Raw genomic sequence first — 14,696 nt, 5'->3', positions numbered from 1 at the left:
CATAATTTGGAATTATATTATTCATTTTCAGTACTTATTGTACTCGCTTCTATTTTTGCCTATATTAATTACCGCTTCCTGAAACTTCCCAGCACAATCGGAATCATGGTGATTGCCATTATAGTTTCTATCATTCTGGTTGTTTTCGGGCAGAGTTTTTTGCCAAAAACATTTAATCATCTCAATAATCTGATGAACAGCATTGATTTCACTGAGGTATTGATGGGTGCGATGCTGAATTTCCTTCTTTTTGCAGGTGGTATTCATATTAATATCAACGATCTTAAAGAACAGTTCCGTCCTGTATTGATATTTTCCACCGCAGGAGTTGTAATTTCTACTTTTGTTGTCGGGTTCGGTATGTTTTACCTCTTGCCTTTTCTGGGAATCAATATGCCATTTATTTATTGCCTTCTCTTCGGTGCGCTTATCTCGCCGACAGATCCGGTAGCAGTTTTAAGTGTTTTGAAACAGGCAAAAGTTTCAAAATCTTTGGAAACAAAGGTTGCCGGAGAGTCTTTATTTAATGATGGTATGGCAGTCGTGGTTTTTACGGTAGTTCTGCAGTTGGCAATAGGAAGAGAAGTAGATTTGGGAATAGAAAGTATTACGATGCTTCTGATAAAAGAAGCTGGTGGAGGATTGCTTTTAGGAGTTGTATTAGGCTACATTACTTCAAGACTTATGCGCGAAGTTGATGATTATATTATTTCGGTTTTGGTCACATTGGCTGTTGTCATGGGCGGTTATCTCGTTGCAAGACATCTGCATATTTCGGGACCACTTACGATGGTTGCTGCGGGATTGTTTATGGGCAATTTTAATGTGAATTTCAAAATGAAATCTGTTACTCAGGATTATCTGATCAAATTTTGGGAATTGATTGACGAGATTCTCAACGCAGTACTTTTCCTTTTTATAGGTTTTGAATTATTGATGATTAAAGATTTGAATCATTACATCATTGCAGGTCTGTTGGGAATTGTTGTGGTGTTGGCTGCCAGATTTGTTTCGATTTGGGCTCCCACGAGATTTATGTCTTTGCATAACAGATTCAGCCCTCAAACGATTAAAGTATTGTTTTGGGGTGGAATTCGAGGTGGCGTTTCTATAGCTTTGGCAATGTCGATACCAAAAGGAGAATATAGTAATATTATTTTAAGCATTACTTATTGTGTAGTGGTTTTTTCAATTGTTGTTCAGGGACTTACTATTGTTAAAGTAGCCAATCCTAAACAAATTGAAAATGAAGATCAGGATCGGGAAAGTATTGCTTTAGATGAAAATTACTAATTAATTATTATTCAGATGAATATTATTGATGAAATCAAAACTGCGCTTACAGATTTAGCGATTCCTGAAAAGGCTGAATTTTTCCCTAAATTTTTTAAAACCGGGAAAGGAGAATATGGAGAAGGTGATTTGTTTTTGGGAGTTACTGTCCCCGACCAGCGAAAAGTAGCAAAAGAGTTTTATTCTAAAACAACTTTAAAAGAGTTAAGTAAACTGCTTTCCTCACCTTATCATGAGCATCGTCTGACTGCTTTAATTATATTGGTTTATCAATTTGAAAAATCAAAAGAGCAATCGGTAAAACAAGCAATAGTAGATTTTTATTTAAATCATTTACAGTATATCAACAATTGGGATTTGGTAGATACAAGCTGCTACAAAATTCTGGGAAGATATGCTTTTGAAAATCAGGAAGAAGAAATTCTCCGTAAATTGTCTTCATCAGAGATTATGTGGCACAAACGGATAGCGGTGGTAGGAACAATGTATCACATCAAGAAAGGTTTTTTTGAACTGACTAAAGAATTTGTACAGCAGAATCTGCATTACCCTCATGATCTGATGCACAAAGCAAATGGCTGGCTTTTAAGAGAAATGGGCAATAAAAGTCAGGCAGAACTCATCGGTTTTCTTAATCAGCATTATCAGGAAATGCCGAGAACCTGCTTACGGTATGCGATTGAAAAATTAGATGAAAATCTTCGGCAGGATTACCTGAAAGGAAGAATTTAATTGAAAAATAACCTTCATCACCGTTAGATACAACATAAAAATACTAAGTTTGAATCTTAAAATAAATTAATGAAAATCAATATAAAGCAGGTTGTTCTGCTGATTCCCCTTTTTCTTTTGACCAGTTGTTTTGATATTTTGGATAAAGTAAATCTAAAAGCTGATGGTAGCGGGGAATATTCTCTTATTCTGAATGCGAGCAAAAGCAAAACAAGGTTGGCTTCTATTTCGAAAATGGAAACCATCAATGGTAAAAAAGTTCCGAAAAAATCTGAAATTGAAGCCAAAATAAATGAAGCAGCCAAAATTTTCAGGACAACTCTGGGAATTTCAAATGTGAAAGCTACTTTGGATTTTGAGAACTACATCATCAAGCTTAGCTGCAATTTCAGAAAAATTGAAGATATCAATGCAGGGCTTGCACAGCTTAAAGCTAAAGATATTTTGGGTAACATGTTTCCTACACAGATTTACAGCCATAATTCAGCCAAAAAAACTTTTTCCAAAAACAAAGTCAGCACTTTTAAAAAGGAATATGAGCAACTGAGTAAAGCCGATAAAGAAGTTTTTACCGATGCTAAATATATTTCGATTTTACAGTTTCAAAACAGCATACAATCGCAGTCTAATCCATCTTATCAAATGTCTCCCAACAAAAAGGCTCTGAAACAGGAAGGAAAAATTCTGGATTTTATATTTCAGAAAAAACAAATTCAAAATACAATTCTTTTACAATAATATCTTACCATGAAATCTCTTGTTATAAAAATACAAATTTTACTTTTTGTTTTAAGTTTCAGCTATATTATAGCGCAAAAAAGTGCAAAACTACCGCAGGATGCCGTTTTTTATATGGAAATCAACGGAAAGCAGCTCAATAAAAAAATTAACTGGGATAAATTCAATCCTATTCTAAAAGAAATTAATAAAAAAGAAAATAAACAGTTTTCCTGGAATGATTATTCAAAAACAGGGATAAAATATGATACGCCTCAGTATCATTATGCAGTAATTAACGATTCTGTGCAGTCCTACACAACACATGTCACTTTAGACAATAAAGTGAAGTTTCAGGAGTTTATCAATTCGGTAAAAAAGAATGGTTTAGAAGTCAGCCACAAAAGCAACTATTCTTACGTGGATATAGAAGACAATATTTTTGTAGCATGGAATGATAAAAAAGCTGTTTTGAAATTCATCAGGTATCATAACAGAGAAAAAAATATCTGGAATGATGAATATGCAGCAGATAGCGCATCTGTTGTCGTTGACAGTGCTGTGACTGTTATAGACAGTGCTTATGCTGAAGCAGAAAAACCTTTTGATTATAAAGAAGAGATCAAATATCTGAAGGATGATATCAAATACCTTAAAGAAAGCATTAAAGAAAATAATGCTGAAATCCTGAAACTTCAGAAGGATATAAAATATCTTGAAAAACACCATAAATATCCAGAAGAAAAAAAAGAAACAGCAGATACCAATTATAAAAATGATGAAGCGGAAATTGCACCGCCTCTTTCTCAGGAAGATTATTACGAAGATGATGCTTTTGAAATAGATTCAGCATTTCAGAAACGAATGGATTCGATCAGTATAGCAAAATTTAAAATCGTAAAAAAGTTTGCAGAAGATGATTTTGACCAATACTTCAGTTCAAATCTTGAGCTGGAGGTTGATAAAAATATGCTCAGCTTCAGAGATGCCAATTCAGACGCATTTGTATATGCAGATTACGAAAAAATTGTATACGATATTGTGTACGGAAATATGCCTAAAAGTTTTGGCTTTATGAATACTTTAGGGAAGCTTTCCAGATCCAATTCTGCGTACAATCTGTATTTTGATCAGGATAAAGTACGTATTGTCAACAATCATCAGAATAAAAATACAGAATTACGCAAAAGTATTTCTGACGTTTACAGAGGAAAGAAAAACAAAAAGCTGGCTTCTCTTATCAATGACAAAAGTGTAGGCTATTATGTGATGAATATCAACGGATATAAATATTTTGATCTGATGTATGATCTGATGCAGAATTCCGGAGACAAAGAATATCAGAAAGAAATACAGCTTGTAATGGAAACCATGAAAATTGTTCTGGACGAAGAAGCAATTGCTAAAATCGCTCCCGGAAACGGAATTTTTGTAGTGAATGAGCTTAAAACGAAAAATGTAGAATATACAGATTATACTTATGACGAAGATTATAACGAAAAAGAGGTAAAGAAAACCAAAGATATTGTTGTTCCTGATTTCACTTTTGCTTTCGCTACAGAAAACGAAAAATACTGGAACAGAATATTTAATGTAATCACCAATAATAAAGATCTGGCAAAAAAAATTACCAAAGACGGAGATTTTTATGTGTTTAAAGATGAAAAAAACAGCAACGGATATATAGATCAGTTATTTTTTACTGTAAAAGACGGAATTGTCTATTTTACGACATCCAAAAATACTCTGAACCAGCAGAATCAGTCAGATATTTCTAAAAAATGGATGAAAGATTCGGTGAAATATCCTTTGTCAGGAAGACTGGATATTCAGAAATTGATGATGGGTCTTGATAAAGAATTTAAAACTGTTTCTGAAAGAAAAATGCTCAACGCAGTAAGAAAAAATATGGGCGAGCTTTATTTTAAAACTGAAGTAAAAAATGACAGTATTCAGACAGAAATCAACTATAACATCAAAAATTCTTCAGAAAACAGCCTGATGTATTTCTTTGATCTATTTGATGAGCTGTACAAAATTTCTGAGGAAGAAAAACCATCACAGACTTTATAATGAAACGCAGAATTATTGCTTTTGCAGCATTGTTTTTGTTCTCAGCCGGAATTTATTTTCTGTTGTATCACAAAGATAAAAACCTGAATTTTATTCCGGAAAATGCGGATGCAGTAATTCTGATTGACAAAAAGAAACTCACAAGACAATATCTTTCAGCATTCATTGCTCATCCCTCTCAATGGTTTGATAAAAGCAGTGACAGCGAGAAAAAAAGGTCGGTTTTTAATGCAGGTTTAAAAATTCCTGATTTTTTGCAGATCTTTCATCTTAAAAACTCTAAACTTACTGAATGGTACACTGTTTTTGAGATTGAAAATGCCCAAAAACTTTCAGCTTTTCTGAAAGAATATAATTTTAAAAAATCAGGACAAAATCTGTATATTAAAAACCAGTTTTATATTAAAATTGAAAATCAGAAATGTTTCGCAGGAATTTTCGGTCAAAGTTTTGAAAAGATCGGTAAGCCGCTTAAAGGTATATTTAGAGATAAAAAGCTGAATGCAGATCATTTTATGGAAAAAGGAACCGGAAGCCTGTCTTTTATTTCCGGAACAAGAACCCGTAATTTTTCAATTGAATTAAAAGATCATGTAATTGAAATTAAAAACCCCTCAAATTCTGAAAGTTATACATCTTTTATTTCGCAGCTCAGTAAAGAAGATCTTTTTATCAATGCGGAATTAGATAAAGAGAATATCAAGGGTTTTGATAAAGTTTTACCGGACTTCTTTAAAGATTTATCTGAAGTTAATTATCTGAAAATGAATGCGAAACTAAAGCAGGTAAAGGATACGATAATCAGCTACGGATACGATGATGATTTTAATGAGATCGAAAAGATCAGTTATCAGGAAATTGTGCAGCCGGATTACATGATTCAGTTAGAAACGCAGGATCCTGCAAAAACATGGAAATATTTTAAATCAGGAAACTTGATCAATGATAAAAATGAATTTACCGGTATTCCTTTTCAGCCTAATAAAGTGTATCAGTCTGATAATAGCCTTTTGATAAAGTCTGTTACAGAACAGAATTTACACAGTCAGAAAAAAGGACAAAATTTTATTTTAATTAAAAATAATCCGCTGCTGTTTTCTTTTTATAAAGGATTGAACGATTTTCAGTTTCTGAAAGACATTGAATATTTCTTTTATGGAAATAAAGGACAGGATTTTTTTCTTAAATTGAAGCTGAAAGACGAAAAACTTCCTTTAATCCTTCAATAATATAAAGATGTGCCCGCCTGAAATAGTTTTACTCAAAAATTTCACTCACTATTTTTTACATTTGGGGTTTCCTGCCGTCATTGCTTTTGTGTTTTACCGAAGCAGGTGGAAGAGGGTTTATTTTATTCTATTGGCGACAATGCTTGTAGATTTGGATCATCTTTTTGCAGACCCGGTCTTTGATCCGAACCGGGCAAGTATAGGATTTCATTTTTTGCATTCTTACTACGCAATCGCAGTTTATTTTTTGCTGCTGTTTTTCAAAGGAAATCTCCGGATTATTGCTATAGGACTTCTTTTTCACATGTTTACTGATTTTCAGGATTTTGAATGGTGGTGCCATTAATATTCAATATAAATTGCCATTGATAATTCATTATTGATCGAAAATTTTGTATTTTAGAGAACCTATGAAATTGAAAGAAATTTTACATTATACATTTGTTTTTCCGATTCTTTCCGTGATTTATTACCTTTCCGGATTTCTTGGTATGGGTGCAGGATATGATATTGTTGCCGGGATTTTACTTACCGGCAGTGTGCTGTCTGCGGTACATCATGCAGAAGTTGTTGCGCACAAAGTGGGAGAGCCGTATGGTACGATTATTCTGGCGCTGTGTATTACCATTATTGAAGTCGCTCTCATCGTTTCTTTAATGGTTGCAGGTGGTGCGCAAGCAATTACATTGGCAAGAGATACGATTTTTGCTGCGGTAATGCTTATCCTTAATGGTATTCTGGGAATTTGTATGTTGGTAGGCGGCGTAAAGTATGTTGAGCAGTTTTTTGCACGTACTTCTGCAACTACTTATCTGGTTTGTATTGTTTCTATTCTTGTCATCACCTTAATCTTACCCAACTTTACTTCCAGTGTTAACGGACCATTTTACAATACAGCACAATTAATTTTTGTTTCCTTTGCCTGTCTCGCTATTTACGGAGTTTTTCTGATGGTTCAGACGGTGAGACACAGAAGCTATTTTGTACCTGCAGATTCTGTTGCGCAGGAGTATTATGTTCCGACAAGATCTCAGACAATAATAAGCTTTTTATTTTTGGTAATCTGCCTGATTGTTGTTGTTCTTATGGCAAAAGGTCTTTCCAAAACGATTGAAGATCTTGTGCAGAGTGTAGGAGCACCGAAATCGCTGGTTGGAGTCATAATTGCAGGGGTTGTTCTTCTTCCTGAAAGTTTAGCGGCAATTCGTGCAGCAAGAAACAATCAGTTTCAGGCAAGTTTAAATTTGGCATTGGGTTCGGCTTTAGCGAGTATCGGTCTCAGTATTCCTGCTATTTCTGCGGTAAGCATTATGTTTGATATCCCTTTGGTCTTAGGTTTAGATAAAAAAGATATTATTCTGCTTACTTTATCTGTTTTTATCGTAATGCTCTCTCTGAGCCGGGGAAAAACCAATATTCTTTACGGAACAGTATTGCTGGTCAATCTGGCAGCCTATATTTTTACCGTAATTGTGCCGTAAATATTTTTGATTAAATTTTTCTTGCCATTTCCATTTTATAAGACATCAGTTTGGCAATATTTTCAGATTTGGTGATTGCCATGGACGCATTTTCACCATGGAAATTTTCTGAAATGGTTTCTTTCCAAAGTTTCAGCCACTGTTCGAAGTGTCTTTTTTCCATTGCAGCAATTTCATTGACAGGGAAATGTACAGCCATAGGATTTCCTTTATAGCTCATTTGTCCAAATAAAATAGTTTCCCAGAAAGAGTACATTTTTGGAAGATGAAGATCCCAGTTTACTTTTACGATGTCGGTAAAGAAAAATGCAATCGTTTCATCCTTAATAACTTTTGCGTAAAAAGAATTAACCAGCAATTCTATATCTTCTCTTGATTCGAGCTTTTTCATCTATCAAATTTAGGCTAAAATAAAATATGAAATATGATTTCAGGATTGATAAATTTCATAAAAACATTATTTTATCTTTGCAGATTGATACAGTACGATTAAAACAAATGATATAAAATGGCAAGAGGTTTCGGGAAAAAAATTGTTCAGAAAAATACAGAAAACAGCGGTTTCGGTGCTACTTCTTCAGGAAGGTTTATCAATAAAAACGGTTTTCCTAATGTGAAAAGGCGTGGTGTGAATGTATTCAACAGTCTGAGCTGGTATCATACGATGCTGAATCTTTCTTCATTTCAGTTTATTTCTTATCTGATTATGATGTATGTTCTGATCAATCTGATCTTTGCCTTCATATATTATTTAATTGGAGTAGAGCATCTTACGGGAATTGATAAAAGCACTCCACTGAATGAGTTTGTAGATGTATTTTTCTTCAGTTCACAAACCTTTACAACGGTTGGCTACGGAAGAATTGCTCCTGTAGGATTTACGGCAAGTCTTGTCGCTACATTTGAGGCTTTTCTTGGTTTGCTTACCTTTGCCATTGCAACCGGATTGTTTTACGGAAGATTTTCCAGACCAAGAGCTTATCTGAGGTTTTCTGACATCGCTGTTGTAGCACCTTTTCAGGGTGTTTCTGCATTGATGTTCAGGCTGGCTCCATTTAAAAATAATGCTTTGACGGATGCGGATGTTACCCTTTCTGCTGCTATTGAAATTACAGAAAACGGTACAACAAAAAGCAATTTTTATATTCTGGAAACAGAACTCAGTAAGATTAATACCCTTGCTTTAAACTGGACGATTGTTCATAAAATTGACGAAAAATCACCGTTTTTCGGGTTTTCTTCGGATGATTTTAAAAATACGGATATCGAAATTATTGTTCATGTTCGTGCATTTGATGAGGTGTTTTCAGATACTGTGGTTCAGAGAACTTCTTATGTTTCGGATGAAATTATTTACGGGGCTAAATTTATCCCGATGTTTTATCCTGACAAGAACAATGAGTCAACAATTTTAGATTTAGACAAACTTAATATTTATCAGAAAGCAGAGATTCCTCTTTCTGAATTGAAAAACAATAATGAACCTAGAGCAGTATAAAATAAAAGCTTCACAGAAGCAGAAAGAACACAAGAAGTTCTTAGAAGGTTTAAAAAAGAAACCACCCAAAAATCTGGATTATATTGTTCAGGAAGTTCATGACGAAGTTTTCGAGAAAGTCGACTGCCTTCAATGCGCCAATTGTTGTAAAACTACCGGTCCTCTTTATACGGAGAAAGATATTGAGAGAATTTCAAAACACCTTCGGATGAAACAGTCGGATTTTGAATCTAAATTTCTGAGGGTTGATGAAGATCAAGATAAAGTACTTCAAAATCTTCCGTGTTTTTTTCTGAATGATGACAACACGTGTTCTATTTATGATGTCCGTCCTAAAGCATGCCGTGAATATCCTCACACAGACCGTAAAAAAATCTACCAGATCAATCATTTAATGATGAAAAATATAGTGATTTGTCCGGCTGCCTTTGAATTTGTGGAAAGGATGATGAAAAATTTGAATAAATAGTATTCCTTACAGCAGTTTAGTCATCAATTGTATCATTTTCATCAAATTATAGCGCTGATTATAAATAGTTTAAAACTTAAATTCCATCTATTTCAGCAATTCTGAATTGTACCATTTTTTCAATAAGAGCCAAAGGCAATTGTTCTTCCAAAGGAAACTGCACTGCACCTTTTGAAAAGCTGTATTTTCTTTCAGTAAAATCTTTTTCAAATTTTTTCAACGTCTCGGGAAGCGGATAAAAGCCAATGTGATTTTTATACGCAGCAAAATAAATCAGCGGTTTATTTTTATATTTGAAAGCAGGCATTTGGTAACTAATACATTCTTCCGCATTAGAAATCTGTAGATGTACTATATCTCTTATAGCCTTCAGTTTCATCTGTGTTCTGCCGGGAAAAGAAGAAAGTATCCTTCGAAGGTTTCATACGTATTTTTCATTTATTAAAAATAAAAAAAAGCGCTGAAAATTTCAACGCTTTCACTTTCACTATTACTTTTTTCCCATTTATTCCCGGGAACAGGCTTTAAGAAAAAAGGTCGGAAAAACTTCCCGACCTTTTATATTTTTATACTACTCCCTGAGCCAACATTGCTTCGGCTACTTTTACAAAGCCGGCAATATTTGCACCTTTTACGTAGTTTACATAGCCATCTTCCTCTTTACCATAGTCTCGGCAAGCTTTGTGGATACCGATCATGATTTCTTTCAGTCTCGCATCTACTTCTTCAGAAGTCCAGTTAAGTCTGATGGAGTTTTGAGTCATTTCCAGACCTGAAGTAGCAACACCACCTGCATTAGACGCTTTACCAGGAGAGAATAATACTTTTTTCTCCAGGAAGTAATTGATTGCATCCAGAGTTGAAGGCATATTGGCAGCTTCAGTTACGCACATACATCCGTTATCAACCAAAATTTTAGCGTCTTCAAAATCAAGCTCGTTTTGTGTTGCAGAAGGAATCGCAACATCACATTTCACTTCCCAAGGACGTTTTCCTGAATGGAATTCAGCCGAAGGATATTTTTTTGCGTAATCTTCAGCTCTGTTGTTTCCGGAAGCTCTAAGCTCTAGTAAATATTCAATTTTTTCGCCTTCAATTCCGTCTTTGTCATATACGTAACCGTCTGGTCCTGAAATGGTAACAACCTTTCCGCCCAATTCGTTTACTTTTTTGATTACGCCCCATGCAACATTCCCGAATCCTGAAACCGTAACGATTTTATCTTTGAAAGTCTGTCCGATTGTTTTCAGCATTTGTTCTGCGAAATACACCACACCGTAACCTGTAGCTTCAGGACGAATTAATGATCCTCCGTAAGCAAGACCTTTTCCTGTAAGAACTCCGGTGAACTCATTTCTGATCTTTTTGTACTGACCGAATAAATATCCGATTTCTCTTGCTCCAACTCCAATATCTCCGGCAGGAACGTCTGTTTCAGGACCTACATGTTTGCACAATTCGGTCATGAATGCCTGACAGAAACGCATTACTTCCATGTCGGATTTTCCTTGCGGATCAAAATCTGAACCTCCTTTTCCACCGCCCATCGGGAGCGTAGTAAGAGAGTTTTTGAAAACCTGCTCAAAAGCCAGGAATTTCAATACAGAAAGATTTACGGTAGGATGAAAACGGATTCCTCCTTTGTAAGGTCCGATTGCTGAGTTCATCTGGATTCTGAAACCTCTGTTTACCTGGATTTCACCTTTATCGTCAACCCATGGAACTCTGAAAATAATAATTCTTTCAGCTTCAGCCATTCTTTCAAGCAGCTTCATGCCTGTATATTCTTTTCTTGTCAAAATAAAAGGAATTACCGTAACGGCAACTTCTTTTACAGCCTGTAAAAATTCCGGTTCATTCGGGTTTTTTGCTTCTATTTTTGCAATAAATTCCTGAATTTTCTGGTCAACATTATATTGTTCCATATTAGGTAAGGGTTGAATATTATCTCAACAAATTTAATTTTTTTTTCAAGATTCACAATAGCTGATTTGTTATTTGTTGAAAATTGAATAATAATGCGACATAATATTGTAAGTATGATAATTATTGTTTAAATATTATTAAAAATTAAATGTTATTTGTGAAATAATGAAATATTAAGAAATCATTAATTCTTACAAAGCTGTAAATTGTCTCCCCGAAAATGATTTTACTTTGCCCAAAAGCTCAAGTTCAAGAATTATAGGTAAAATTTTGTGTGAAGGCAGAGAATTTTTTTCAGCTAAATCATCTAAACTTATGTGAGGATTGGCTAAAATAGACCGGTATATTTCTTCTTGATTTTCAGTAAGCTGAATGGAAGCTGTACTCTGAGGAAAAAGTTCGCCTGTAGTTTCTGATGACTGATGCAAACCTAAAGATTCTCTGAGATCCTTAATAGTGGAAATGGCAGTAGCTTTGTGCTGGAATATCAGCTGATTACATCCCTGGCTGTATTTGTCTGTAATTTTTCCCGGAAGTGCGTAAACATCACGATTATAGCTGTTTGCAAATGTTGCTGTACTTACAGAGCCACCTCCAAACGCTGTTTCTACAACAATTGTAGCTGGTGAAATTCCTGCTACAATCCTGTTTCTTTGGATGAAATTTTCCCGGTCAGGTTTTCGGGTAGTATTAAATTCGGTAAGCAAAGCTCCATTTTCTTCCAGTATTTTCTCTGAAAGCTTTCTGTTTTTTGAGGGATATAAAGTATGAAACCCATGAGCTAAAACGGCTGTAGTTGGAATGCCATTTTCCAGAGAATATTCATGAACCTCTTTATCAACACCCAATGCTAAACCACTTATTGATTGATAATTGCTGTGCTTTGTTTCAGTGAAAAAATCTTCAATAAATTTTTTTCCGTAGGAAGTCATATTTCTTGTTCCTACAATGCTTACACATTTTAGATGAGGATCAAAAGTTCCTTTTTGGTATAAGATTGCAGGAGCATCATCACATTCATTCAACAGAAACGGAAAGTCTTTCTGATGCCTTAAATTGATGCGGATATAATTTTTTTCACAAAATTGTAATTCTTTTTCGGCAAACTTCAGGTGTTCAGGATTACCAATATCCGAAACTGTTTTTTTTCCAATCCCGTCAACTTCAGCAAGATCTTTTTTAGTAGTTTCCCAAACAGTTTTTGCGCTGCCGAAAGTTCTTACCAATTTGCTGAATATGATGTCGCCTATGTAACTGCACTGCCTTAAAGCGATAGAATAGAGATGATCTTCTTTATACATCTGTGTTTTTATTTTCAAAAATAATCAAATTATTTCTTTCTGAGTTCATCCAAATGATCCCAGATATCATCTCTTTTTTTATACGGAAGTTCCAGAAAATCGTCAGGATTATTTTCTTTATATTCCTGCCAGAGTTTATCATCTTTTTCACTGTAATAATTCGGAAATTCCCAGATAAATTTTTTCTTTTTTTCTCCTGATTTTTTAAAAATAAATGCCATAATGCTGCCTATAAGAGCGCCGGATAAGTGAGCCTGCCAGGAAATTTTGCTTGGCTCGTTCATTGTATAGAACAGTTCTTCAGGAAACATCCCCCAGATAAGGCTTCCGTAGTACAAAACAACGAGAAGCGAAATAGTAAGAAGTTTCATATTCCAACGGAAAACTCCTGCAAAAAAAAGAAAAAATGCAAGTACATAGACTACTCCGCTGGCTCCGATTGTACAGGTATAGAGATATTCACCCGTGAAAATATCTATAGGAGGAAGAATCCAAAGCAGAAAACCGCTGCTGATCCACCCTAATAAAAAAACTTTGTTAGCTACCTCAGGATAAAACTGATATAAAAGAAATAAAAGGAATATAATAGGAATAGAATTACTTACAATATGATCTACATTTCCATGTAAAAGAGGTGAGGTGATAATGCCAAACAAGCCTTCCGGAAGCAGAGGAATAATGGCGCCGAAACAACTTGAAAAAAAGCCCATGCTTTGGAGTAAAAATCCAAACCACATGGCTGCGATCATGATCACCGGAACAATAACCGCTCTTTTATGAATTATATTTTTAATCATACCTGTATGCTGTCAAATCAAAAGCCAAGGATAAATTTCGGTAATTTTGGCGATGATTGGTCTCTTAAGTTGCTATTTGAGACAAAAAGTAATAAATTTGATTTTCAAACCTTAAGAATATTCATTCTTATCTAATTTTTAAACTAAGTAAACACAACTTCATGAAAAAACTTTTTGTGTTATTTTTATGTTCTGCAATGAGTGCTTATGCACAGGTTATAGTGAGTGATTCTGCAGCTGTTGATACCATTGAGAAGCCCAAATACTGGTCTGTTGATGTTAAAAACAGCCTTCTGTTTAATCAGGTAGCTTTTTCTAATTGGGTAGGAGGAGGAGCCAATAATGTTGGGTGGCTCGCTAATGCTAATTATAATCTCACCTATGAGAAAGACCGTAATCTTTGGGAAAATGTCATTATTTTAAATTATGGACAAAATACAACCAAAGGAATCGGAACCAGAAAAACTCAGGATGTCATTAATTTTTCCAGTAATTACGGAAGACAGTTCTCAAAAAGCTGGTATGTGTCTGCGGGAGCAAGTTTACTTTCACAGTTCTCGGGAGGTTTTGAAGACGGTAACAATCCTGAAGCTAAAAAAATATCAAATTTTATGGCGCCGGGTTATGTAAATGCCGGTTTGGGTATCACGTATAGACCTGATGAAAACCTTACTGTTACCTTAAGACCTGCCAACGGAAGATTTACTTTTGTTCTGGATAAAGAATTGCAACTGGCGGGAAATTACGGTTTGAAATCTGATGGAGATTTTTTCCTAATGCAGCTTGGTTTTTTGGGAACAGCGATTTACAAAGTAAAATTGATGGAAAATATTGAAATGACCAATACGGCATCTGTCTTTTCTAATTATCTTGAAAATCCCGATCACATGGTTCTTTCGTATAATATGCTTCTGAATATGAAGATCAATAAGTACATATCTTCAATAATTACGGTAGATGTAATGTACGACCACAATCAGATTCAGAAAACTCAGCTTAAACAAACATTGGGAATTGGGCTTGCCTATAATATTAATAACGGGGTGAAGCGTTCTGCCAAAAAATATAATCAGACTTGGCTGAAATGATAATCTCTAATATGAAAAGAATTGTTTCATAACTCACAATCTATACTAAGAATCACTTCAGAAAAGTCAGAGAAATCATAAAAAAAGTCCGT

15 protein-coding genes are annotated in these 14,696 nt (G+C 34.6%); 10 read left to right on the top strand and 5 right to left on the bottom strand.

Annotated elements, in window-relative coordinates; all coding sequences use genetic code 11:
- Positions 1–6 precede the first annotated feature (6 nt).
- From FNE73_RS00895 to FNE73_RS00865, 7 genes are all read left to right on the top strand, one after another.
- On the top strand, positions 7–1,293 hold the full coding sequence (locus tag FNE73_RS00895; protein ID WP_143882914.1) for a cation:proton antiporter: 1,287 nt from the start codon (positions 7–9) through the stop codon (positions 1,291–1,293).
- A 15-nt stretch (positions 1,294–1,308) separates the two neighbouring features.
- Positions 1,309–2,025 carry a DNA alkylation repair protein gene (locus FNE73_RS00890; protein WP_143882913.1) on the top strand — a complete coding sequence of 239 codons (717 nt, stop codon included), beginning with the start codon at positions 1,309–1,311 and terminating at the stop codon, positions 2,023–2,025.
- 69 nt (positions 2,026–2,094) lie between these two features.
- A complete protein-coding gene (locus FNE73_RS00885) occupies positions 2,095–2,763 on the top strand; it encodes a hypothetical protein (protein WP_143882912.1) in 669 nt (222 codons plus the stop codon).
- 9 nt (positions 2,764–2,772) lie between these two features.
- The gene (locus FNE73_RS00880) at positions 2,773–4,815 is read left to right on the top strand and encodes a hypothetical protein (RefSeq protein WP_143882911.1); all 2,043 of its coding nucleotides are present in this window, start codon (positions 2,773–2,775) and stop codon (positions 4,813–4,815) included.
- Positions 4,815–6,044 carry a hypothetical protein gene (locus FNE73_RS00875; protein ID WP_143882910.1) on the top strand — a complete coding sequence of 410 codons (1,230 nt, stop codon included), beginning with the start codon at positions 4,815–4,817 and terminating at the stop codon, positions 6,042–6,044. The genes FNE73_RS00880 and FNE73_RS00875 overlap by 1 nt, the downstream gene beginning before the upstream one ends.
- 7 nt (positions 6,045–6,051) lie before the next feature.
- On the top strand, positions 6,052–6,390 hold the full coding sequence (locus FNE73_RS00870) for a DUF6122 family protein (protein WP_143882909.1): 339 nt from the start codon (positions 6,052–6,054) through the stop codon (positions 6,388–6,390).
- 64 nt (positions 6,391–6,454) lie between these two features.
- Entirely contained in the window at positions 6,455–7,525 is a 1,071-nt protein-coding gene (locus FNE73_RS00865; RefSeq protein ID WP_143882908.1) for a calcium:proton antiporter, read from the top strand.
- Positions 7,526–7,535: 10 nt separating this feature from the next.
- Here the strand turns inward: FNE73_RS00865 and FNE73_RS00860 are convergent, their stop codons facing one another.
- Positions 7,536–7,916: a group III truncated hemoglobin gene (locus tag FNE73_RS00860; protein WP_143882907.1), complete on the bottom strand. Its 381-nt coding sequence runs from the start codon at positions 7,914–7,916 to the stop codon at positions 7,536–7,538.
- Between the two features lie 117 nt (positions 7,917–8,033).
- Between FNE73_RS00860 and FNE73_RS00855 the strand changes: the two genes are divergently transcribed.
- A complete protein-coding gene (locus FNE73_RS00855) occupies positions 8,034–9,023 on the top strand; it encodes an ion channel (protein WP_143882906.1) in 990 nt (329 codons plus the stop codon).
- The gene (locus FNE73_RS00850) at positions 9,004–9,492 is read left to right on the top strand and encodes a YkgJ family cysteine cluster protein (protein WP_143882905.1); all 489 of its coding nucleotides are present in this window, start codon (positions 9,004–9,006) and stop codon (positions 9,490–9,492) included. Before FNE73_RS00855 ends, FNE73_RS00850 begins: the two co-directional genes overlap by 20 nt.
- Positions 9,493–9,568: 76 nt before the next feature.
- Here the strand turns inward: FNE73_RS00850 and FNE73_RS00845 are convergent, their stop codons facing one another.
- From FNE73_RS00845 to FNE73_RS00830, 4 genes are all read right to left on the bottom strand, one after another.
- The gene (locus tag FNE73_RS00845; protein WP_130914650.1) at positions 9,569–9,871 is read right to left on the bottom strand and encodes an iron chaperone; all 303 of its coding nucleotides are present in this window, start codon (positions 9,869–9,871) and stop codon (positions 9,569–9,571) included.
- A gap of 187 nt (positions 9,872–10,058) precedes the next feature.
- Positions 10,059–11,417 (bottom strand): NADP-specific glutamate dehydrogenase, encoded by a 1,359-nt coding sequence (gene gdhA / locus FNE73_RS00840; RefSeq protein WP_143882904.1) that lies wholly within the window; start codon positions 11,415–11,417, stop codon positions 10,059–10,061.
- Positions 11,418–11,609: 192 nt separating this feature from the next.
- Positions 11,610–12,719, bottom strand: coding sequence for a DNA-processing protein DprA (dprA, locus tag FNE73_RS00835; protein ID WP_143883791.1), 1,110 nt, complete (start codon positions 12,717–12,719; stop codon positions 11,610–11,612).
- A gap of 29 nt (positions 12,720–12,748) precedes the next feature.
- The gene (locus FNE73_RS00830; protein WP_143882903.1) at positions 12,749–13,516 is read right to left on the bottom strand and encodes a rhomboid family intramembrane serine protease; all 768 of its coding nucleotides are present in this window, start codon (positions 13,514–13,516) and stop codon (positions 12,749–12,751) included.
- Positions 13,517–13,677: 161 nt separating this feature from the next.
- Between FNE73_RS00830 and FNE73_RS00825 the strand changes: the two genes are divergently transcribed.
- On the top strand, positions 13,678–14,604 hold the full coding sequence (locus FNE73_RS00825) for a DUF3078 domain-containing protein (protein ID WP_143882902.1): 927 nt from the start codon (positions 13,678–13,680) through the stop codon (positions 14,602–14,604).
- The last annotated feature ends 92 nt before the right edge of the window (positions 14,605–14,696 follow it).

Origin of the sequence: Chryseobacterium binzhouense, assembly GCF_007474545.1 — a bacterium.
In the GTDB taxonomy this organism is placed as follows: domain Bacteria; phylum Bacteroidota; class Bacteroidia; order Flavobacteriales; family Weeksellaceae; genus Chryseobacterium; species Chryseobacterium binzhouense.
The sequence above is the reverse complement of the archived record's forward strand: the minus strand, read 5'-3'. Positions and strand labels throughout refer to the sequence as shown.